The 20,377-nt window shown below is 54.4% G+C and carries 22 protein-coding genes; 18 read left to right on the top strand and 4 right to left on the bottom strand.

The annotated features are described in order from the left end of the window. Positions 1–44 precede the first annotated feature (44 nt). The 7 genes from HMPREF9098_RS10940 to HMPREF9098_RS10910 all read left to right on the top strand — a co-directional run bounded on the left by HMPREF9098_RS10940 (position 45) and on the right by HMPREF9098_RS10910 (position 5,493). A complete protein-coding gene (locus tag HMPREF9098_RS10940; RefSeq protein ID WP_003784830.1) occupies positions 45–1,052 on the top strand; it encodes a DUF1887 family protein in 1,008 nt (335 codons plus the stop codon). Between the two features lie 128 nt (positions 1,053–1,180). Further along, on the top strand, positions 1,181–1,597 hold the full coding sequence (locus HMPREF9098_RS10935) for a DUF4870 family protein (RefSeq protein ID WP_003784827.1): 417 nt from the start codon (positions 1,181–1,183) through the stop codon (positions 1,595–1,597). Between the two features lie 137 nt (positions 1,598–1,734). After that, a complete protein-coding gene (locus tag HMPREF9098_RS10930) occupies positions 1,735–2,328 on the top strand; it encodes a pilin (RefSeq protein ID WP_003784822.1) in 594 nt (197 codons plus the stop codon). Positions 2,329–2,426: 98 nt separating this feature from the next. Beyond that, positions 2,427–3,875 carry an Asp-tRNA(Asn)/Glu-tRNA(Gln) amidotransferase subunit GatA gene (gene gatA / locus HMPREF9098_RS10925; RefSeq protein ID WP_003784821.1) on the top strand — a complete coding sequence of 483 codons (1,449 nt, stop codon included), beginning with the start codon at positions 2,427–2,429 and terminating at the stop codon, positions 3,873–3,875. Positions 3,876–3,952: 77 nt separating this feature from the next. Next, complete coding sequence (locus HMPREF9098_RS10920; protein WP_003784818.1) at positions 3,953–4,495, top strand: hypothetical protein; 543 nt, start codon at positions 3,953–3,955, stop codon at positions 4,493–4,495. Positions 4,496–4,589: 94 nt separating this feature from the next. Continuing rightward, entirely contained in the window at positions 4,590–4,925 is a 336-nt protein-coding gene (locus HMPREF9098_RS10915; RefSeq protein ID WP_003784817.1) for a hypothetical protein, read from the top strand. Between the two features lie 121 nt (positions 4,926–5,046). Beyond that, a complete protein-coding gene (locus HMPREF9098_RS10910; RefSeq protein WP_147285369.1) occupies positions 5,047–5,493 on the top strand; it encodes a hypothetical protein in 447 nt (148 codons plus the stop codon). Between the two features lie 1,593 nt (positions 5,494–7,086). Here the strand turns inward: HMPREF9098_RS10910 and recG are convergent. The 3 genes from recG to nrdB all read right to left on the bottom strand — a co-directional run bounded on the left by recG (position 7,087) and on the right by nrdB (position 11,508). Further along, the gene (gene recG, locus HMPREF9098_RS10890; RefSeq protein WP_003784804.1) at positions 7,087–9,132 is read right to left on the bottom strand and encodes an ATP-dependent DNA helicase RecG; all 2,046 of its coding nucleotides are present in this window, start codon (positions 9,130–9,132) and stop codon (positions 7,087–7,089) included. A gap of 154 nt (positions 9,133–9,286) precedes the next feature. Further along, the gene (gene ppk2, locus HMPREF9098_RS10885) at positions 9,287–10,204 is read right to left on the bottom strand and encodes a polyphosphate kinase 2 (protein WP_003784801.1); all 918 of its coding nucleotides are present in this window, start codon (positions 10,202–10,204) and stop codon (positions 9,287–9,289) included. A gap of 170 nt (positions 10,205–10,374) precedes the next feature. Continuing rightward, positions 10,375–11,508 carry a class Ia ribonucleoside-diphosphate reductase subunit beta gene (gene nrdB / locus HMPREF9098_RS10880; RefSeq protein WP_115324864.1) on the bottom strand — a complete coding sequence of 378 codons (1,134 nt, stop codon included), beginning with the start codon at positions 11,506–11,508 and terminating at the stop codon, positions 10,375–10,377. A gap of 231 nt (positions 11,509–11,739) precedes the next feature. Between nrdB and yhbY the strand changes: the two genes are divergently transcribed. The 11 genes from yhbY (at position 11,740) to HMPREF9098_RS10825 (ending at position 19,578) form a co-directional block, all read left to right on the top strand. Next, positions 11,740–12,048, top strand: a complete 309-nt coding sequence (gene yhbY, locus HMPREF9098_RS10875; protein ID WP_040564994.1) for a ribosome assembly RNA-binding protein YhbY — start codon at positions 11,740–11,742, stop codon at positions 12,046–12,048. Between the two features lie 78 nt (positions 12,049–12,126). Continuing rightward, a complete protein-coding gene (gene metX / locus HMPREF9098_RS10870) occupies positions 12,127–13,257 on the top strand; it encodes a homoserine O-succinyltransferase MetX (RefSeq protein WP_040564992.1) in 1,131 nt (376 codons plus the stop codon). Then, entirely contained in the window at positions 13,254–13,592 is a 339-nt protein-coding gene (locus HMPREF9098_RS10865; RefSeq protein ID WP_003784792.1) for a hypothetical protein, read from the top strand. The genes metX and HMPREF9098_RS10865 overlap by 4 nt, the downstream gene beginning before the upstream one ends. Before the next feature lie 62 nt (positions 13,593–13,654). Further along, entirely contained in the window at positions 13,655–14,095 is a 441-nt protein-coding gene (locus tag HMPREF9098_RS10860) for a hypothetical protein (RefSeq protein ID WP_147285370.1), read from the top strand. Positions 14,096–14,136: 41 nt separating this feature from the next. Then, positions 14,137–14,718, top strand: a complete 582-nt coding sequence (metW, locus tag HMPREF9098_RS10855) for a methionine biosynthesis protein MetW (protein WP_003784790.1) — start codon at positions 14,137–14,139, stop codon at positions 14,716–14,718. A 23-nt stretch (positions 14,719–14,741) separates the two neighbouring features. After that, a complete protein-coding gene (locus HMPREF9098_RS10850; RefSeq protein ID WP_003784789.1) occupies positions 14,742–15,329 on the top strand; it encodes an aminodeoxychorismate/anthranilate synthase component II in 588 nt (195 codons plus the stop codon). Between the two features lie 9 nt (positions 15,330–15,338). Then, the gene (gene rfbB / locus HMPREF9098_RS10845; protein WP_003784788.1) at positions 15,339–16,439 is read left to right on the top strand and encodes a dTDP-glucose 4,6-dehydratase; all 1,101 of its coding nucleotides are present in this window, start codon (positions 15,339–15,341) and stop codon (positions 16,437–16,439) included. A 144-nt stretch (positions 16,440–16,583) separates the two neighbouring features. Then, positions 16,584–17,450 (top strand): glucose-1-phosphate thymidylyltransferase RfbA, encoded by an 867-nt coding sequence (gene rfbA, locus HMPREF9098_RS10840; protein WP_040564498.1) that lies wholly within the window; start codon positions 16,584–16,586, stop codon positions 17,448–17,450. A 70-nt stretch (positions 17,451–17,520) separates the two neighbouring features. Further along, complete coding sequence (rfbD, locus tag HMPREF9098_RS10835; RefSeq protein WP_040564989.1) at positions 17,521–18,393, top strand: dTDP-4-dehydrorhamnose reductase; 873 nt, start codon at positions 17,521–17,523, stop codon at positions 18,391–18,393. A gap of 15 nt (positions 18,394–18,408) precedes the next feature. Then, positions 18,409–18,957 (top strand): dTDP-4-dehydrorhamnose 3,5-epimerase, encoded by a 549-nt coding sequence (gene rfbC / locus HMPREF9098_RS10830; RefSeq protein WP_003784784.1) that lies wholly within the window; start codon positions 18,409–18,411, stop codon positions 18,955–18,957. A 66-nt stretch (positions 18,958–19,023) separates the two neighbouring features. Beyond that, positions 19,024–19,578 carry a pseudouridine synthase gene (locus HMPREF9098_RS10825; RefSeq protein ID WP_003784783.1) on the top strand — a complete coding sequence of 185 codons (555 nt, stop codon included), beginning with the start codon at positions 19,024–19,026 and terminating at the stop codon, positions 19,576–19,578. Between the two features lie 14 nt (positions 19,579–19,592). Here the strand turns inward: HMPREF9098_RS10825 and HMPREF9098_RS10820 are convergent, their stop codons facing one another. After that, on the bottom strand, positions 19,593–20,318 hold the full coding sequence (locus tag HMPREF9098_RS10820; RefSeq protein ID WP_003784782.1) for an SDR family oxidoreductase: 726 nt from the start codon (positions 20,316–20,318) through the stop codon (positions 19,593–19,595). Positions 20,319–20,377: the final 59 nt, after the last annotated feature.

Genomic DNA, 20,377 nt, shown 5'->3' with positions numbered 1-20,377 from the left:
ACCTATACAATAATGGAATCATATTAAGTTAAGGAGTATTTCAAATGAGTGTTTACCGATGCAACCATTGCAAACATATCGGAGAATACCCCCAGCAAAACGAACAGACACAGGCGAAATGCGCCAACTGCGGGCATGACGTAACCGTTTACGATACGGTTTATTTTATTAAAAACATCCTTAACCGTTGGGCGGCGGCCGTCCGCGAATTAAATGCCTTGCAAAGCCAAGAACAAGACAACGGCCTGCCGGCAGACGCGGAGCCGAAAAACAGCAGACACAATCCATTGGACAACATAAAACTCTCTGATACGGATATTTTAGCCAACGAACGCCAACACAAACCGCTGGAAAACTGGTTCCGCCAAAAGCAGATTGTACCGACATTCGACTATTCGGCAGTTGATATGAGCGGTTATTTTGACGAAGCAGCAGAGAAAATCGGCACACAATTTGACGTATTTAAAGACATCTTGGGCAAAATTACCTGGGCATACCGCAACAACCACAGCGGCCTGAACCTTGACCTGAAAAAGTACAGCCAAAAAGAAGCGCGGCAAATCAACACCATATGCCGCGAGTTTTACAGCCACACCCTGTTTTCGCGCTACAACTACCAAAAACAGGATAAGCTGGTGCATTTGAAGCTGCAATCCGCCACCCCCATCCGCCAATTTTTCAGCGGCGAATGGCTGGAATGGTTCGCGCTGAACACGGTTTTGACGCAAGCTAAAAAACGCGGGAAGAGCTATGCGTTTTCCTGTGCCCGCAGCGCGGAAATCCGTTTTGCCAACGAAGACTTACACGAATTGGATGTAGTCTTTCTAACGCCGCAAAAACCACCCGTCATTATCGAATGCAAAACGGGCGAATACCGCAGAGATTTGGACAAATATCTGAATTTGCGCAAAAGGTTAAATATTCCTGCCGAAAATTTCGCCCTTCTGGTAACCGATGTCAATGAAGCACAGGCCAAATCGCTCAGCGCCATGTATCAGCTTACTTTCGTTACACCCGATACATTGGCGGCATATTTGGACAAGGTAATGTAGAAAGCAGAGTGCAGGCTGCTTTTCCAACTATAATAACAAGCAGCCTGCACCCCACCGGCAAGTATATGGTTTATTGTCAGCACACCTCCCCGCATCATCATACTGTAAAACACAAGGAATAACACACAATGGACAACCAACAGCCCAAACATAACGACAAAGACAAACCGTTTGACCCAATTGCCGAACTCGTTGTGCCCGATTTGGCGAAATTATCACAAGAAAAACGTGATATTTCATATGTTTATGTAATATACGTACTATTTGTGCTGGGCATATTCGGCCTTGTGCCTGTGGCGGGCGTCATCATGGCCTATGCCAAACGCAACGATCTGCGCGGCACAATTTATTTCGATCATCTCCAATTTTTGCTAAAAACCTTCTGGATCACACTGATTTTCGGCATTATCGGCTACTTCACCTTGATTTTCCTGATTGGTTTCCCGATTCTGCTACTAACTTTTGGATGGTATACCTTCCGCGTCGTGTCCGGCTTTTTGCGCCTGCGTGAAAACCGCGCCATCACGTCCAATACCAATAACTGATGGATGTAAGGCTTTTTTATGCAACACCAAGCCATTGCCCCGTTAAGGAAGCGGCAACCATAATATTGCACCGTAAATCATTTTGGTCGTCCAAAGCCGTAGCCGATTGAAGCCGACCATTTCCCATTAAGCACATAATGTCCGCCAATACCGCTAAAATCGTTATTCTTACCATTGTCAGCACTGCCGTGCTGCTGACCGCCTACCATTTCTGTTTCAGCTGTCCTCACATCAGCAGTGAAACGCAAAAGAGAAGTGAAACGCAACAGGCCGTGGCCAAAGCAGCTTCCGATATCGAGCAGAGGCAAGCCGAACGCAGCCGACGCGAAATGGCCGTTGCCGCATCGGAAATCAGCCAGAATGAAATCAGGCAGGCCAACGAGCAGGCTGTCAAAAATGCGGTGCGCAACAAGATTCTGTTCGAAGGCATATCGTCTGTCAGCGGGCTGCGTACCGATATTGCCATATTTCTCGCCGACCACGCCCGAATGCCCGATAGTTTGAATGAAATCGGCTGGGAAGGCGGCGTAACCAGCGTTACCCTGTCCTCCATCAGAATGCGGGTGGGCGGCATACTGGTCTTGAGCTTCAATCCAGAAAAACTGCGCGGCACCATTATCCTCACGCCGCAAACCAATATAGAAGCCGGGATGATTACAGGCTGGGACTGCACCAGCCCTGATATCGATTTCATTGCCGAAGCCCTGCCCGAATGCCGATATCAACGCTGAACATAAATATTTACTTTCAGGTAGCCTAAAAAGCAGCCTGCACCCAACTAACCCATTAAAATCCATCTACTTTTCAATTCCAACCGAAAGACCCGAAAATGACCCGATACACCCTCAAACAAGCCGGCCAACTGCTGCAATCCAAACAAATCTCCGCCGTCGAACTGGCCACCGAATACCTCGCCGCCATTGCTGCGCAGAACCCGGCTATCAACGGCTACATCACCCTCGACCAAGACAAGACCCTCGCCGAAGCCCGTGCCGCCGATGCTCGTATCGCTCAAGGCAACGCCACCGCGCTTACCGGCGTACCCATCGCCTACAAAGATATTTTCTGTCAAACAGGTTGGCGCAGTGCGTGCAGCTCCAAAATGCTGGACAACTTTGTTTCCCCCTACACTGCCACCGTCGTCCAAAACCTGCTCGATGAAGGCATGGTAACACTCGGTCGTACCAACATGGACGAGTTCGCTATGGGCTCGACTAACGAAACCTCGTTCTACGGCGCGACTAAAAACCCGTGGAATCCCGAACACGTCCCAGGCGGTTCATCCGGCGGTTCCGCAGCGGTCGTTGCCGCACGCCTTGCTCCTGTCGCACTCGGTTCAGATACCGGCGGCTCTATCCGCCAGCCTGCTTCACACTGCGGTATCACAGGCATTAAACCTACCTACGGCACGGTTTCCCGCTTCGGCATGGTTGCCTACGCATCCAGTTTCGACCAAGCCGGTCCGATGGCGCAAACCGCCGAAGACTGCGCGATTTTGCTTAATGCAATGGCGAGCTTTGACGAGCGCGATTCCACCAGCTTGGAACGCAGCAAAGAAGATTACACCCGCGATTTGGACAAACCGCTCAAAGGCATGAAAATCGGCTTGCCTAAGGAATATTTCGGCGAAGGCGCGGATGCCGATGTGCAGGCTGCTTTGCAAAACGTCATCGACCTTTTAAAAGCACAAGGTGCGGAAACTATTGAAGTTTCCCTGCCCCAAACCGCCCTATCCATCCCCGCTTACTACGTCCTCGCTTCCGCCGAGGCCAGCACTAATCTTTCCCGCTACGACGGCGTACGCTACGGCCACCGCGCCGCCCAATTTGGTGACCTTGAAGAAATGTACAGCAACACCCGCGCCGAAGGCTTCGGCAGCGAAGTCAAACGCCGCATCATGATCGGTACTTATGTGTTGTCGCACGGCTACTACGACGCCTATTACCTGAAAGCCCAAAAACTGCGCCGCCTCGTTGCCAACGATTTTCAGACGGCCTTCGCGCAATGTGATTTCATCCTCGCCCCGACTGCGCCCACCGCCGCCCCCAAACTCGGCAGCGACATCCACAATCCCGTGCAGATGTACCTTTCCGACATCTACACCATCGCCGTGAATCTAGCCGGCTTGCCCGCCCTGACCCTGTCCGCAGGTTTCAGCAGCAGCGGACTGCCCATCGGCGTGCAATTTATCGGCAACCACTTCTCCGAAGCCAAAATCCTTGGCGCAGCGCATCAAGTACAGCTGGCGAGTGATTGGCATACGAAAGCACCGGAGTAATACTATGCGTGGACACTCACTGTCCACGCATTTTTGCTACATGAAACCCATTCCAAGCAGCCTGCACTCCAAATTCCATGCCCCGACCGCCCCAACAATGGACATTCCGCCCCTTATCCTACCCTATTATCCCCGGCGTCCGCACCGTGAAGGATGCCATCGTGTCTTGGGTGGTTTTCTCAATGATAGCCATCGACTACTTCGGCCCCGAGAGTGGTTCCGCCATAATGTTTGTTATGCTGATAGGCGGGATAATTTGGTTTGCCCGCAGCAAATGGAAGCTGTGGCAATGGTATCGGAAGCATGACGAATACGTCCGCTTGGGCGATACCGCCCTGCATTTCTGCATTTACCCCCAATCAGGCAGCCTGCACTATGCCGACATCGTGCAAGTCATCCATTGGTATGAAGAGCGAATGACGGGCAAAGATGAAGAGGTTTACGACAAAAACATCGGCATTATCATCACCACCCGGCAGCAGTGCACCGTCCGCCTTAATTTGGAACGCATGGTGCAGGGGGACGATGGCATCTCCTTCGGCGAAAACAGCGGCATCGTCATTCGCGCGTTGGAAGAAAAAATGAAATGGCGCAGACCTGCTGGCCGAGTCCGCCCGTAAACCGAAAAGCAGCCTGCAGTTTACATTTCACAGTGCAGGCTGCCTGAAACCGCCCGCAAAAACAGCCTGCACATTTCTCACGAAACAAAACATCATGAAAAACAAAATATTCCTTCTATACGGCCTCGCCGCTCTTGCCGCAGCCCTCTTCCAACTCGCCCTGTTGCACACCGCCCAAAGCGGCGTGCTCGTCCAAGCCGCATTGTGGCTTGCCGCAGGAGCCGCCCTGTTTGCCGTCTGCCTCCACCGGCAAGCGGCACAGCCCCGCGCCCGAGCGTACACGCGCAAATTTTTTTGCACCGCAGGAAAATACGCGGCGGCTGCCTGCGGCATTTTCCTGTTCAACGCCTTTCTCACATTCGGCGCGGGTGCAGGCGAAATGAGCCTAGCAGACGCACAACGCTACGCCGCCTTGTCCGAATGCCTGTGACCGCTGTGCCATTTTTGGCTGGCCGTTCGCCTATGCCTGGATGCGCGCCAACTGCGGCACGATGATTTTCAAGCAGCATAACCGTGCAAAAAGCAGCCTGCACTTAAAAAAAGGACACCCCATGCCCGCCCTAATCCCCGCATTCGCCGCACTCCTGCTCGCCAGCACTCCCGTCTCTGCCACCGCTGACACGCTGTTTTATTGCCAAATCGCCAACGGCAAGCAAGTGCATATCCGGCAACATGACGGCAACGTGCGCTACCGCTTTGGCAAAAACCTGGCCCGCCCAGAACTGGAATTTACACAACCTAAAACACAGGTTTACCAGCGAAACTTTACGATCGAAGACAACGGCGACCGTGCCCACGCAAGACAAATGTGGCTGCGCAACGGCAATGCGGACTATGTCACCACCGTGCTTTACCTTTCAGAAGGAAGAGCGTATTTGCTGGGCGTATACCATGACGGCGAATATGCCGAAATTCCCTGCCGGCAGCGAAACGCCTTTGAAAAAATAACGCTCATCGATGCCCTGCCTGAACTTCCAGACGATTTTCAAACTGAATAAATAATTAATTTATTGGAATGATAATAAGATGAAAGGACGTGTAAAGCAGCCTGCACTTTTTGGGAAATGTTGTATTCATTCCTTCCATCAAAGCGGCTTGCCATGATAAAAAAATAAAAATCCGGCCAAAATTATCAAATAATTCAAAATATTTAAAAAGAAAAAATTCAGAATAATCAAGAAGAAATAGTCTATTTTCTTATCGTTTCTTTTGAATAAAAAAACCAACTGAATAAGACACAAAATCCACAATGGGTAAATGATGGGAAAAGTCCAATCCCCTCCCTGGATAAGATAAAGGAATAAATGCCAAATTTTATCCCCCACTTCCCCTGTTCCATTAGGCAGCACATGCATTAAAACGGACAAAATAAGGATATATAATGTTATGCCTAAATTAATTCTTTTAAAATCAAACATAATTGATGTATCCACATAGAAAAAAGGCTATCACGATATTTGCTCAAAACAGCGTTTTAATTTTCTTCCTAAAAACAAAACCCAATATCCGACCAATCCCAACAAGATGGAAATAAGGGCATAAACCGCAGAATAGCTGTGTAAGCCCGTGATGAATATCGTCATGAAGCCTATGCATATTGCCAATATCAAAAATAAATTGATGACACCGATACACCAATATGAAGACACCAAACCAACTATAAAATATGCACCATAAACAATCAAATTGTAATGATTAATACCCAAAGAACCTATTAAATTAGATTGAAATTGAAGCAATAAAATATTGTACAATACAAAAATAATGATTATGTTTAATAATTTAACCATCTTACTTGAAAACATGGCTGGCCTTATTCTTTATGATAAAACATCATTTCTATAATCAAATCCTGCCGATTGATTTATTAAGCCAAGCACTAAACTGGCTGACCCAATTTTGACAAATAGAATCCAATCCGCGTCCTCTATTGCTTATTTTTCTTAAAAAAGAACTTAGGAAACAGATAAATCCATTGGAAATAAAATGCAACCGTTGCTACTGAATAGCATATAAATAATAGGATTAAATTAGTGCCGGTGAAATTGCTTAAATTCGGAAAGAGAAAATTGAGCATTAGTATGGTGATAAAAATTGCTGCTGTGCCTAATGGAAAACTTAAATACAAAGGAAGAAGAAAATATTTCAAATACATTTCCGCCATCAAATAATGCTCTGTATTGCAAAACTCAAAAATAAAACAGATGATTATAGAAATATTGATAATTCCCCAGACAGATAACATAACCTTGCGGTATTTCCTCGTTTCCATTTTCAAAAATCCTCCTGCATAATCTTTTATCAGCCCTCAATATACGGCCAGTATACTCCAGGCAATCTGCTCCCAAAAATTTTATTGGCATAACCTCCTTTCGGCTTCACGGAACTCATAAATGGCACTATCATCCACATCAACAAGAAATACGAAACGGCGAGGCCACCCATGACCATTTTGCAAAAACTCATCAACGCCATTTGTGAAAGCGGCGTATTAGACCAGTTGGCATAATTCTCCTTTCTCGTGCAAATTCAATGCAAATCCAACCCAAAAAGCAGCCTGCACTTCATTTTCCAAAGTGCAGGCTGCTTTTTCATGCCGCCAAAAACCCTTCCCTGCTGCCCAGCCAGCGCTGCAAATGCTGCGCCACAATTTCAGGCTCGTCCGCCATCAAATCTGCCGCCACCCGCCGCGCCGCTTCCAGCAAATGTAGGTCGGTCTGCAAATCGGCAAAACGCAGCATGGGCACGCCGCTTTGCCGCGCCCCCAAAAATTCGCCTGGCCCGCGGATTTCCAAATCCTGTTTCGCAATTTCAAAGCCGTCCGTGTGTTCGCGCACCACTTTCAGCCGCGCGCGCGCCAATGCGCTCAACGGCTCGGCAAACATCAGCACGCACGAGCTGGCCGCCGCACCGCGCCCCACCCTGCCGCGCAACTGGTGCAACTGCGCCAAGCCCATCCGCTCGGCGTGCTCAATCACCATCAGGCTGGCATTGGGCACGTCCACGCCCACTTCAATCACCGTGGTCGCCACCAAAACATGCAGCCTGCCGGCAATAAATTCTGCCATCACCGCCGCTTTTTCCGCCGCCTTCATGCGCCCGTGCACCAAACCGACCGACAACCCGGGCAAAGCAGCCTGCAACCGTGCCAGCGTGTCGGTGGCGGTTTGCAGTTGCAGCACCTCGCTTTCCTCAATCAGCGGGCAAACCCAATAAACCTGCTGCCCTTTCTGGCAGGTGTTCAGCACAAAGCCCTCCACATCGTGGCGGCGCACCTGATTGACCAGCAGCGTTTTAATCGGCGTGCGGTTCGGTGGCAACTCGTCAATGGACGACACGTCCAAATCGGCATAAAAACTCATGGCCAGCGTGCGCGGAATCGGCGTGGCCGACATCATCAACTGGTGCACTTCGCGCCCTTTGTTTTTCAATGCCAGCCGCTGCGCCACGCCGAAGCGGTGCTGCTCGTCCACAATCACCAAACCGAGCTGCCGGAACGCCACATCATCCTGAAACAGCGCGTGCGTTCCCACCGCCACGCGTATCCGGCCGTCTGCCAGCGCGGCTTTGGCCTGCTCTTTTTCCTTTTTCTTCAAACTGCCGGACAACCACGCCACCGTCAGCCCCAAAGGTTCCAGCCATTGGCGGAATTTCATGAAATGCTGTTCCGCCAAAATTTCGGTGGGCGCCATAATTGCCACTTGCACTTCTTGTGCGCTTTCCAGTGCGGTTAATGCGCTCAATGCGGCCACAATGGTTTTTCCGCTGCCCACATCGCCTTGCAACAAGCGGTGCATGGGCGTACTTTGCGCCAAATCGGCACGGATTTCGCTGCACACGCGCTCCTGCGCCGCCGTCAAACGGAATGGCAAATTGCCCAATAGTGCGCGGCAAAGCCGTTCGTCGCCCGAAAGCGGCATGGCCTGCCCGTGTTGGCGCCGCTGCCGCGCCAGGCGCATCGATAATTGCTGCGCCAACAATTCGTCAAATTTCAGCCGCTGCCATTCGGGCAATGTGCCGCTGCCCAACTGCCCTGCAGACAGATGCGGCGGCGGATAATGCAGCGTACGCAGGCTTTCGGCCAACGTGGGCAGCCGCAAATCGTCCAGCACGCGTGCGGGCAGGATTTCGTGCATGTCCACCTGCGCCAATGCAGCCTGCACGGCTTTGCGCAGCACGGGCTGGGTCAGTCCGTTGGTGGTGGGGTAGATGGGTGTCAAACTGGTAGCCAGCGCTTGTTTTTCGGGCGATTTAATCTTCGGGTGTATCATCTCGCAGCGCTCATAGCCGCGCTTGATTTCGCCCAACGCGCGCACCCGCTGCCCCGGTGCCAGCTGCTTTTGATGGCTGGGATAAAAATGGATAAACCGCAGATTCAGTATCGCGCCGTCATCGCCTTTTATCTGCGCCACCAACTGTTTGCGCGGCTTGAACTGCACTTCCTGATGCAGCACTTCGCCCTCCACTTGGCACACTTCGCCCAGCGGCGCAGCGGAAATGGGGACGATTTTCGTCTCGTCTTCATAACGCAGCGGCAGGTGCAGCGCCAAATCCCACGCGGTGTTCAGGTGCAGCTTTTCCAGTTTGCGCGCGGTGGTGTCGGTGATGTGTAACTGCTGGCGGACTTCGGGCAACATATTGGTCAGGGGTTTTAAAAAATTTCGGGTAAAACGGCATTATAGCCAATGGTATAGCCGATTCAAATAAAAAATACCGCCGCCGCTATGCCAGATACAAAAAAGCAGCCTGCACTTCATTTTCCAAGTGCTGGCTGCTTTTTGGGTCGGGAAACTAACCGCCTTCTTGTGCCACGGCATTCATATTCGGTTGCAGTACAATCAGTTCATCCACCGGGCCGATGGCTTTCACATCTTTGTTCGGATAATCCAAATGGTGCAGGAAATAACGGATACAGTTCAAACGCGCGCGTTTTTTATCATCCGATTTGATAATCGCCCAAGGCGCGTCTTTCGTGTGCGTATGGAAGAACATGGCATTTTTCGCTTCGGTATAGGCATCCCAGCGGTCGAGCGACTGCACATCGACCGGTGACAGTTTCCAGTGTTTCAGCGGGTCGGAATAGCGCGATACGAAACGGCGCAACTGCTCTTCGCGCGATACGGAGAACCAGAATTTAAACAAATGCACGCCGCTGGCCACCAGCATTCTTTCCAATTCGGGCGCTTGGCGCATAAACAGCAAATATTCCTGCGGGTCGCAGAAACCCATCACGCGCTCGACGCCGGCGCGGTTGTACCAAGAACGGTCGAAAAACACCATTTCGCCCGCAGTGGGCAGGTTTTGGATATAGCGTTGGAAATACCATTGGCCGCGTTCGGTTTCGGTCGGCTTTTCCAATGCCACCACGCGTGCGCCGCGCGGATTCAGATGCTCCATATACCGCTTAATCGTGCCGCCCTTGCCTGCCGCATCGCGTCCTTCAAACAGGCTCACAATGCGCTGGCCGCTTTCTTTTACCCAGCTTTGCACTTTCAAAAGCTCGATTTGCAGCTTTTTCTTTTCTTTTTCGTACACGCGGCGGCTCATGCGCGTTTTATACGGATAATCCGCAGGCAGCGGTGCGGAATCGCTGTCTTCCTTGCTGACCTGGCCTTGATATTTCAGCACCATTTCCTCAAAGATTTTGAGGCTGCTTTGCTGGTCGCCCAGTTCTATTTTTTCAAACGGTTGTAGTTGCTTCTCGCTCATAATGTTTCCTCAGGTTGGTTAAATCTTGCAAATAAAAACCGATATGTGTTGTCGGTTGTAGTTTAACCTTTTTTTACATCTTTAAACAGGGAATCACCCCGTTTATTTGCGTTATATCAAATAAAGCAGCCTGCACTGTGGCAATGACGGTGCAGGCTGCTTTTTTCTGTTTACAATTCAAAATCTTCCAAATCTTCCGTTTTCACTTCCGCGTCAATCTGACCGATAAGGTAGGACGAAATCTCCACTTCCTGTGGCGCCACTTGCACATTGTCGGACGAAAGCCATGCGTTAATCCACGGAATCGGGTTCTGCGTCGATTTGGGGAACGCCACCGGCAAGCCCACCGCCAGCATGCGGTGGTTGGTGATGTATTCGACATATTGGCACAGGATGTCTTTGTTCAGCCCAATCATCGAACCGTCTTTAAACAGATAGCTGGCCCATTCTTTTTCCTGTTCGGCGGCTTTCACAAACAAATCGAAGCATTCCTGCTGCAAGTCTTGGGCGATTTGCGCCCATTCTGTGCCTTCCGAACCGCCGCGCATCAGGTTGAGCATGTGTTGCGTGCTGGTCAGGTGCAGCGCCTCGTCGCGTGCAATCAGTTTGATGATTTTGGCGTTGCCTTCCATCAGTTCGCGCTCGGCAAAGGCAAACGAGCAGGCAAACGACACATAAAAGCGGATGGCTTCCAGCACGTTCACGCACATCAGGCACAGATACAGCTTTTTCTTCAATTCGTGCAGCGAAACTTCCACTATTTTGCCGTTGACCGTGTGTGTGCCTTCACCCAACAGATTGAAATATTGCGTGTATTCAATCAAATCATCATAGTAGCAGGCAATGTCTTCGGCGCGCGCCAAAATGTATTCGTTCTGCACGATGTCGTCAAACACGACCGACGGGTCGTTCACGATATTGCGGATGATGTGCGTGTAACTGCGCGAGTGAATCGTCTCGAAAAACGCCCACGTTTCAATCCACGTTTCCAGTTCGGGAATCGACACCAGCGGCAAAAAGCCCACGTTCGGGCTGCGCCCCTGAATGCTGTCGAGCAGCGTTTGGTATTTCAGATTGCTGATGAAAATGTGTTTTTCGTGTTCGGGCAGGTTGGCATAATCGATGCGGTCACGCGACAAATCGACCTCTTCCGGTCGCCAGAAAAAGGAGATTTGCTTTTCAATCAAATTTTCAAAGGCAATATATTTCTGCTGGTCGTAACGCGCCACGTTCACCGGCTGGCCGAAAAACATGGGCTCGGTCAAAGGGTCATTGGGATTTTTGCTGAAAGTGCTGTACTGCATGACCAAATGTTCGCAAGACATGATTTGGTTCCTTTCCTATTAATCATCAATCTTTTGATAAATTTTAACGCTGTTTTACACGCGCCTACATTGTGTGCAGGGCGGAATATAACACATTTCGAATGAATTTTTAATGGAATTTGGTTGCCCCTCAAAGCAGCCTGCACCTGCACGGAAGGCGGATTTTCGCGTACAATAGCCATTTTTGTTTCCCGCGGGAACTGCTTAAAAATGTCGAATACCGAACCATTATTGACCAAACAGGAAATAACCGAACTCAAAGCGCGCGCCCACCACCTGAATCCGGTGGTGATGGTGGGGCAAAAGGGTTTGACCGATGCCGTGATTGCCGAAACGCGGCAGGCTTTGCACGCCCACGAACTGATTAAAGTGCGCGTGTTCGGCGATGACCGCATGGAGCGCATCGCCATTTGCGAAGCATTGTGCGCTGCCACCGGTGCGCAACTGGTGCAGCACATCGGCAAACTGCTGGTGCTGTTCCGTCGCCGCACGGAAGACGATGCCGATACGGCGCAATAAACGCATTGCCGTGCCACCGCCTGCTGAATTTTAATGTGCAGGCTGCTTTTTCCACCCCAACCCATCCGCCATACCGCCATGTCCGTTACCAGCCACACCATCGTTACCCCGGAAACCTTCTCGTTCGACGCCCCCTTCACGCTGCAAAACGGGCAAACCCTGCCGCGTTTCGAGCTGATAGTGGAAACCTACGGCGAACTGAATGCCGACAAATCCAACGCGGTTTTGATTTGCCACGCGCTTTCCGGCACGCACCACGCCGCCGGACGGCACAGCGCGGACGACAAATATCCGGGCTGGTGGGACAACATGATTGGCGCGGGCAAACCCATCGACACGGACAAATTCTTCGTGGTGGCGCTGAACAATTTGGGCGGCTGCGCAGGCAGCACCGGGCCTTTGAGCACCAATCCCGAAACAGGGCGGCAATACGGCGCGGATTTCCCGATGATGACCGTGTCCGACTGGGTAAAAAGCCAAGCTCTGCTGGCCGACCGCTTGGGCATTGCGCAATGGGCGGCCGTGGTGGGCGGCAGCTTGGGCGGCATGCAGGCGCTGCAATGGACGATGGATTTCCCCGAACGGGTGCGCCATGCGCTGGTGATTGCGTCCGCGCCGCGTTTGAGCACGCAGAACATCGCGTTCAACGATGTGGCGCGCCAAGCCATCCTGACCGACCCGGATTTCCACGAAGGGCATTACGCGCAACACGGCACCAAGCCGCGCCGCGGTTTGCGCATTGCCCGCATGATGGGGCACATCACCTATCTGGCAGAACACGGCTTGGGCAAAAAATTCGGCCGCACCCTGCGCGACGGCAGCCTGCACTATCATTACGACGTGGATTTCGAAGTGGAAAGCTATCTGCGCTACCAAGGCGACAAATTCGCCGACCGCTTCGATGCCAACACCTACCTGCTGATGACCAAAGCCTTGGACTATTTCGACCCCGCCGCCGAATACGGCAACGATTTGCAGGCTGCTTTGAGCCGCGTCCAAGCCGATTTTTTCGTGGCCAGCTTCAGCACCGACTGGCGTTTCCCACCCGCACGTTCGCACGAATTGGTCAAAGCCTTGGTGGCCAACCGCAAAAACGTGCAATATATCGAAGTCGAATCCGTCCACGGGCACGATGCCTTCCTGATGGAAGACAAGCCCTATATCGAAGGCGTGCGCGCGTATATGCGCAACATTAAGGTCGGCTCATGAAAAACACATTCATCGGCATCTTCCTGCTGGCCGCCATCGCCGTGGGCTATACGCAAATTCCGTGGCAATGGCGGCGCTATAAAGACATCGAAAACGGCAACACCCTGATTCAGCACCTGGAAACCTACCGCCGCCAGTACAACAAGCTGCCCGAACCCCACGAAGAAGCGCTGCTGATTCAGCTCGGCTTCCACAAAAACAAACAAGGCTGGCAGCCGAACTACCAAAAAATCGGCAGCAACGATTACCTCATCATTTATAAAGACGGTTTCGCACCGCCCTATTTGCAATACCGCTCCGGCACAGGCAAACCCGAATGGGCGCTGGCCGAATAACCCGAAAGCAGCCTGCACCCCCATGGTTTTGCAGCCGGCTTCAAATGCATAACGCATACCGTATGAAACGCACCCTATTGGCCGCCGTCCTGCTGGCAGCCTGCACCCCGCCGCGCTTTGAACACTATCCGTCCGGAAAAACGGACTGGATGACCGGCTCATACCTGCGCGAACACGCCCAATGCAGAACCGTCCGCCCGAACGGCCAACCCGATGCGGAAGCACCCTGCCTGATTTACCACCTCCCGCCGATGCCGGACGCATCGCCCGAAACCGCACTGGGCCGCCATTTTTTGCAGATTGAATTTTCCGACCGCCGCGAAGTGCAAATCCCGCTAAGCGCCGACCGCCGCAACCAACTGTCTTTCCAAACGGGCGACGGTGTAACCATACAGCCGCAAGGCAACGGCTGGACACGCTTCCGGCTGACCGGTGAAGACGGCACGCACACCGAGTTCGACAGCGACACACAGATTTTGGATTATCTGAGCCGCAACCGCTGAAACCGCAGTTCAGGCAGCCTGCACCCTCCCGAAAGCACACCATGACCTTAAGAGACGACCTACAACTCATCTACGACTGGATACCCCAAAACGCCCATGTGCTCGACTTGGGCTGCGGCGACGGCGAACTGCTCGGCGCACTCATGCGGCACAAACACTGCACCGGCTACGGCATCGAAATCGACCCCGACAGCGTGCAGGCTGCTTTGACGCGCGGCGTGAACGTGATTCAGGCCGATTTGGAACGCGGGCTGGCCGCATTTGCCGACCACAGCTTCGACGTCATCGTATTGAGCCAAACCATCCAAGCCATGCAGAACACCGAAACCATCCTGCGCGACCTGACCCGCATCGCCCGACAGGCCATCGTTTCCTTCCCTAATTTCGGCTATTGGAAAAACCGCCTGCAAATCGCGCTGGGCGGGCACATGCCCGTGTCCGAACGCATGCCCTACCAATGGTACAACACGCCCAATATCCACTGGTGCACGCTGCAAGACTTCGACCGGCTCTGCGCCCAAAACCACATCCGCGTCCTCGAACGCGCCGTCATGACCGGCGGGCAGCGCATCCGACACTTCCCCAATCTGCTCGGCAGCCTCGCGTTTTACCGCGTCGGCTGACTTCCGCATCCACAGGTGGCCTTATGCTTTTATTCATTGACAACTACGACAGCTTTACCTACAACATCGTGCAATATCTGGCGCAGCTCGGACAAGATGTCGCCGTGCGCTGCAACGATGAAATCACGCTGGACGAAATCGCCGCCATGAAGCCGCAATACCTGTTCATCGGCCCCGGCCCCTGCGCGCCGAAAGACGCAGGCATTTCGGTGGCCGCCATTCGGCATTTCGCGGGGCAAATCCCGATTTGCGGCATCTGCCTCGGGCATCAGGCCATCGGCGAAGCGTTCGGCGGCAACATCGTCCGCGCCAAAACCCTAATGCACGGCAAAACCTCGCCCGTGTTCCACCACGGCAGCGGCATGTTCCAATCATTGTCCAACCCCGTTACCTGCACGCGCTACCACAGCCTGGTCATCGACCGCGCCACCCTGCCCGAATCGCTCGCCGTCAGCGCATGGACGGCGGACGAAGAAATCATGGGCGTGCGCCACCGAATACACCCGATTGAAGGCGTGCAGTTCCACCCCGAAGGACTGCTCACCGAACACGGGCACGATATGCTGCGCAATTTCCTGCACGAATTTGCCGATTTTGCCGCACAGCGCTGACGGCGCACCATGCAGGCTGCTTTTTTGGGCGGACGACACATGAACATCCTCATCACCGGCGGCGCAGGCTTTATCGGTTCCGCGCTGATACGCCACCTTATCCGCCACACCGACCACCACGTCATCAACGTGGACAAGCTCACCTACGCAGGCAATTTGGACAATCTGGCCGAAGTCCAAAGCAGCCTGCACTATTCGTTTGAACGTGCCGATATTGCCTGCCGCAGCAGCCTCGACCGCATTTTCGCCCGCCACCGCCCGCACGCCGTGGTGCATTTGGCCGCCGAAAGCCATGTCGATAAAAGCATTGCCGATGCGGGCGACTTCATCCGCACCAACCTGGTCGGCACGTTCACACTGCTCGAAGCCGCGCGGCATTACTGGCAGGCACTGCCCGAAGCCGAACGCACCCGCTTCCGCTTCCACCACGTTTCCACCGACGAAGTGTACGGCGATTTGGGCGGTGGCAGCACCGATAAATTCACCGAAACCACGCCCTACGCGCCCTCCAGTCCCTATTCCGCCAGCAAAGCCGGCAGCGACCACCTCGTCCGCGCCTGGCAGCGCACCTACGGCCTGCCCACCCTCGTCACCCACAGTTCAAACAATTACGGCAGCCGCCAGTTCCCCGAAAAACTCATTCCGCACATGATTTTGAACGCACTTTCCGGCCGGCCGCTGCCCGTGTATGGCGACGGGCGGCAAATCCGCGACTGGCTGTATGTCGATGACCACGCGCGGGCGCTGTATTGCGTGTTGATGCGCGGCACCGTCGGCGAAACCTACCACATCGGCGGCGGCAGCGAGCGGCGGAATATTGACGTTGTCCATGCCGTCTGCGACCTGTTGCAGGAACTTGCGCCCCACCACAAACCGCCGCACACCGTCCATTACCGCGATTTGATTACCCACGTTGCCGACCGCGCTGGCCACGATGTGCGCTATGCGGTGGACACGCGCAAAATCCGCCGCGAACTGGGCTGGCAACCGCAGGAAACCTTTGAAAGCGGGCTGCGCCAAACCGTGCAGTGGTATTTGGACAACGAACGCTGGTGGCGGCGGATACAGGAAGGCAGCTACCGTGTTGCCGAAGAGCTGACGGAACGCTAAAAAGCAGCCTGCACATTCACGCAATAAGGCGTGCAGGCTGCTTTTCAAGCTTTGGCAATACCGATAGCCCAAAATTTTTTCAAATACACATTTGCAGGCTGCTTTTTCAGCTTCCCCAAAGCAACCTGCACCCGAAAGGCCGATATGAAAGGCATCCTCCTTGCCGGCGGTTTGGGCACGCGCCTGTATCCCAGCACGCGCGGCATTTCCAAGCAGCTCTTGCCCGTGTACGACAAGCCCATGATTTATTATCCGCTGTCCGTGCTGATGCTGGCGGACATCCGCGACATCATGGTCGTTACCACGCCCGAAGACCTGCCCGCCTTCCGCCGTTTGCTGGGCGACGGCAGCGGTTTCGGCATCCGCCTGCAATATGCCGTGCAGCCGCAGCCCGAAGGACTGGCGCAGGCGCTGCTGATTGCCGAACCGTTTATTGACGGCGACCCAATCTGCCTGGTGCTGGGCGACAATATTTTTTACGGACAATCGTTTACACAAATGCTGCAACAGGCGGCGGCGCAAACGCACGGCGCAACCGTGTTCGCCTATCCCGTGCAAAATCCCGAACGCTTCGGCGTGGTGGAGATGGACAGCGGTTTCCGCGCCGTCGCCATTGAAGAAAAGCCCGCACAACCGAAATCCGAATGGGCGGTGACGGGGCTGTATTTTTATGACGGGCGTGCCGTGGAATGGGCCAAACGCCTGCAACCGTCTGCGCGCGGCGAATTGGAAATCAGCGATTTGAACCGCCTGTATCTGGCCGAAGGCAGCCTGCACGTGCAGCGGTTGGGGCGCGGTTTCGCATGGCTGGACACGGGCACGCACGAAAGCCTGCACGATGCCGCCGCCTTTGTCCGCACCGTGCAGAACGTGCAGAACCTATACATTGCCTGTTTGGAAGAAATCGCGTGGCGCAAAGGCTGGCTGACCACGGAACAAGTGCTCGCCCTGGCCGCGCCCATGCGGAAAACGGCATACGGGCAATATCTGCTGCGGCTGGCAGGCGCATGAAGCCGGCGAAAGTGCAGGCTGCTTTTGGATTCGGATGGCTGCCCTGCCGCCGCACCACGGAAACCACACCATGAAATACCTGATTACCGGCGCGGGCGGACAAATCGGCCGCCGCCTGACCGCCCTGCTGCACGGCAAAGCCGACGTGTTCGCCGCTGACCGCCGCACGCTGGACATCACGCGGCGCGACGACGTGTTGCAGGCTGCCCTCGCCTTCCGCCCCGATGTTATCATCAATGCCGCCGCCTATACCGCCGTGGACGATGCCGAACGCGAACCCGAAGCCGCATTTGCCGTGAATGCAGCGGGCGCGGCGCACTTGGCGCAGGCGGCGCAAACCGTCGGGGCGGCGATGGTGCAGATTTCCACCGATTATGTTTTTGGCGGCCATCGCGCCGCGCCTTACCGCGAAACCGACCTGCCCTCGCCGCTGAACGTGTACGGGCAAAGTAAATATGCCGGCGAACAAGCGGTGCAGGCTGCCTGCGCGCGCCACCTGATTGTCCGCACCGCATGGGTGTTCGGCAAACACGGCGGCAACTTCGTCAAAACCCTGCTGCAGCTGGGTCGGCGGCAGCCTGTGCTGAACGTGGTGGACGACCAGCGCGGCAACCCGACTTATGCGGACGACGCGGCGGCAGCTTTGTTGCACATGGCAAACCAGTCCGTGCAAGGCAACGCCGCTTGGGGCGTGTACCATTTTGCCGGAGATACGGCGGTGTCGCGCGATGAGTTTGCCCGTGCCGTTTTGGTGCAGGCTGCCGCGCAAGGGCTGCTGCCGCGCGTGCCGGAAGTGCGCCCCGTTTCCAGCCGCGATTATCCGTCCGCCGCCGAGCGCCCTGCCGATTCCCGCTTGGACTGCCGCAAAGTGCAGGCTGCTTTCGGTATCGCCCCCAGCGACTGGCGGGCGGCATTGCACGATTTAAGTGATTATTTTGATTAACGGAAACAAAGCCGAATGAACGCCTCCCCCACCCGCCTGCCCGATGTGAAACGCATCGACCCGCACATCTTCCGCGATTCGCGCGGCTTTTTTATGGAAACGTTCCGCCACGACTGGTTTTGCGAACACGTTGCCGAGCGCGCGTTCGTGCAGGAAAACCACAGCCAGTCGCATCAGGGCGTGCTGCGCGGCCTGCATTACCAAACCGAAAACGCGCAGGGCAAACTGGTGCGTGTTACCGCCGGCCGCGTGTTTGACGTGGCGGTGGACATGCGGCAGGATTCGCCCACCTTCGGGCAATGGGCGGCGGAAATCCTATCGGCCGAAAACGGGCGGCAACTCTGGCTGCCCGAAGGTTTCGCGCACGGCTTTTATGTGCTGGACGGCCCGGCAACGCTGCTGTACCGCTGCACCGACTACCACAACCCGTCCGCCGAGCAAACACTGCGCTGGGACGACCCGCACGTCGGCATAACATGGCCGTTGCAAGGCGCGCCGCTGCTGTCGCCCAAAGACGCGCAAGGCCAAGATTGGGCGCAAGTCCCGAAGCTGGCGTGCCGATAAAAAGCAGCCTGCACCCGTTTCATCCTAAAATACAAACCATTCATCAACCCAGAAAGCAGCCTGCACATGTTAATCGCCCTCAACAAACCTTATGGCGTGATTTGCCAATTCAGCCCGCACGAAAAACACCGTTCGCTCAAAGACTTCGTGCCCGTGCCCAACGTTTACCCCGCCGGCCGGCTGGACACCGACAGCGAAGGCCTGCTGCTGCTCACCGACGACGGGCGGCAGCAGGCGCGTATTGCCAATCCGCGTTTCAAATTGACCAAAACCTACTGGGCGCAACTGGAAGGCAGTCCCGACGACGAACGGCTGGCGTTGTTGCAGCGGCCTTTGGATTTGGGCGATTTCGTTGCGCAGCCTGCACGCATCCGCCTGCTGGACGAACACGAAACCGCCCGAATCTGGCAGCGCGACCCGCCCATCCGTGTGCGCAAAAGCGTGCCGGATTTCTGGCTGCAAATTCAAATCTGCGAAGGGAAAAACCGCCAGGTGCGGCGGATGACGGCCAAAGCGGGTTATCCCTGCCTGCGGCTGATTCGGGTCGGCATCGGCAGGGTGAACCTGTTTGATTTGGGCATAGAATTAGGGCAATGGAGAGAATGTCCCACATTGCCCTGATTAGGTCGAACAAATTATAAATACACGATTTCGCCCGAACGGCCGCGGCTTTCCGCGCTGACCCACCACACGAATTGCGGCGTGATGTCGCTCATGTTTTTACGCTCCTCGGCCGCTTCGCCCGGATGGGTTTTGATGCGCTGCGGCGAATTGATGGAACCGGGCACCAGCACATTGGCGCGCAGATGCTCGAAGCGCTCCCATTCGTCGGCCGCCACGCGGCACAGATAATTCAACGCGGCTTTCGATGCACCGAATCCGCCCCAATATGCCTGCGGTTTTTCGCCGTGGCTCTCGCCGACAAAAATCACCGAAGCATCGGGCGACGCTTTCAGCATGGGCAGCATGGCGCGCGTCAAAGCCATCGGCGCCACGGTGTTGATGCGGTATTGGTTCACCCATTCGCCGACCGTTTGGAAATCCAGCGGCGACAACGCATAAAAATAGCTGGCGCAATGGATGATGCCGTCCAAACGGCCTTCGGTGGCGGCGGCCACTGTCTGCGCCAACTGCTCGAATTCTTTTTCCTGCGCCGGCATCATGTCAAACACGATGGCATAAGGTTCCGGGCCGCCGGCCGACACAATCTCGTCATACACGGCTTCCAGCTTCTTCTGGCTGCGCGCCAACAACACCACGGTGGCACCGGCCGCCGCACAGGCTTTGGCCACTTCCGCACCCAATCCCTGCGATGCACCTGTAACGAGCAAGACTTTTTCTTTTAACGAGGCTTGGTTCATTTTCACATTCCTTATTCTGTGGGAAAGGCTGCCTTCGAAAAGCAGCCTGCACCCCGTGA

It is taken from the genome of Kingella denitrificans ATCC 33394 (assembly GCF_000190695.1).
Classification (GTDB): Bacteria; Pseudomonadota; Gammaproteobacteria; order Burkholderiales; family Neisseriaceae; genus Kingella_A; species Kingella_A denitrificans.
The sequence above is the reverse complement of the archived record's forward strand: the minus strand, read 5'-3'. Positions and strand labels throughout refer to the sequence as shown.

Coding starts and splice junctions, on each gene's coding strand:
- HMPREF9098_RS10940 (WP_003784830.1), top strand. CDS start 45: ATGAGTGTTTACCGATGCAACCATTGCAAACATATCGGAGAATACCCC.
- HMPREF9098_RS10935 (WP_003784827.1), top strand. CDS start 1,181: ATGGACAACCAACAGCCCAAACATAACGACAAAGACAAACCGTTTGAC.
- HMPREF9098_RS10930 (WP_003784822.1), top strand. CDS start 1,735: ATGTCCGCCAATACCGCTAAAATCGTTATTCTTACCATTGTCAGCACT.
- gatA (WP_003784821.1), top strand. CDS start 2,427: ATGACCCGATACACCCTCAAACAAGCCGGCCAACTGCTGCAATCCAAA.
- HMPREF9098_RS10920 (WP_003784818.1), top strand. CDS start 3,953: ATGCCCCGACCGCCCCAACAATGGACATTCCGCCCCTTATCCTACCCT.
- HMPREF9098_RS10915 (WP_003784817.1), top strand. CDS start 4,590: ATGAAAAACAAAATATTCCTTCTATACGGCCTCGCCGCTCTTGCCGCA.
- HMPREF9098_RS10910 (WP_147285369.1), top strand. CDS start 5,047: ATGCCCGCCCTAATCCCCGCATTCGCCGCACTCCTGCTCGCCAGCACT.
- recG (WP_003784804.1), bottom strand. CDS start 9,132: ATGTTGCCCGAAGTCCGCCAGCAGTTACACATCACCGACACCACCGCG.
- ppk2 (WP_003784801.1), bottom strand. CDS start 10,204: ATGAGCGAGAAGCAACTACAACCGTTTGAAAAAATAGAACTGGGCGAC.
- nrdB (WP_115324864.1), bottom strand. CDS start 11,508: ATGCAGTACAGCACTTTCAGCAAAAATCCCAATGACCCTTTGACCGAG.
- yhbY (WP_040564994.1), top strand. CDS start 11,740: ATGTCGAATACCGAACCATTATTGACCAAACAGGAAATAACCGAACTC.
- metX (WP_040564992.1), top strand. CDS start 12,127: ATGTCCGTTACCAGCCACACCATCGTTACCCCGGAAACCTTCTCGTTC.
- HMPREF9098_RS10865 (WP_003784792.1), top strand. CDS start 13,254: ATGAAAAACACATTCATCGGCATCTTCCTGCTGGCCGCCATCGCCGTG.
- HMPREF9098_RS10860 (WP_147285370.1), top strand. CDS start 13,655: ATGAAACGCACCCTATTGGCCGCCGTCCTGCTGGCAGCCTGCACCCCG.
- metW (WP_003784790.1), top strand. CDS start 14,137: ATGACCTTAAGAGACGACCTACAACTCATCTACGACTGGATACCCCAA.
- HMPREF9098_RS10850 (WP_003784789.1), top strand. CDS start 14,742: ATGCTTTTATTCATTGACAACTACGACAGCTTTACCTACAACATCGTG.
- rfbB (WP_003784788.1), top strand. CDS start 15,339: ATGCAGGCTGCTTTTTTGGGCGGACGACACATGAACATCCTCATCACC.
- rfbA (WP_040564498.1), top strand. CDS start 16,584: ATGAAAGGCATCCTCCTTGCCGGCGGTTTGGGCACGCGCCTGTATCCC.
- rfbD (WP_040564989.1), top strand. CDS start 17,521: ATGAAATACCTGATTACCGGCGCGGGCGGACAAATCGGCCGCCGCCTG.
- rfbC (WP_003784784.1), top strand. CDS start 18,409: ATGAACGCCTCCCCCACCCGCCTGCCCGATGTGAAACGCATCGACCCG.
- HMPREF9098_RS10825 (WP_003784783.1), top strand. CDS start 19,024: ATGTTAATCGCCCTCAACAAACCTTATGGCGTGATTTGCCAATTCAGC.
- HMPREF9098_RS10820 (WP_003784782.1), bottom strand. CDS start 20,318: ATGAACCAAGCCTCGTTAAAAGAAAAAGTCTTGCTCGTTACAGGTGCA.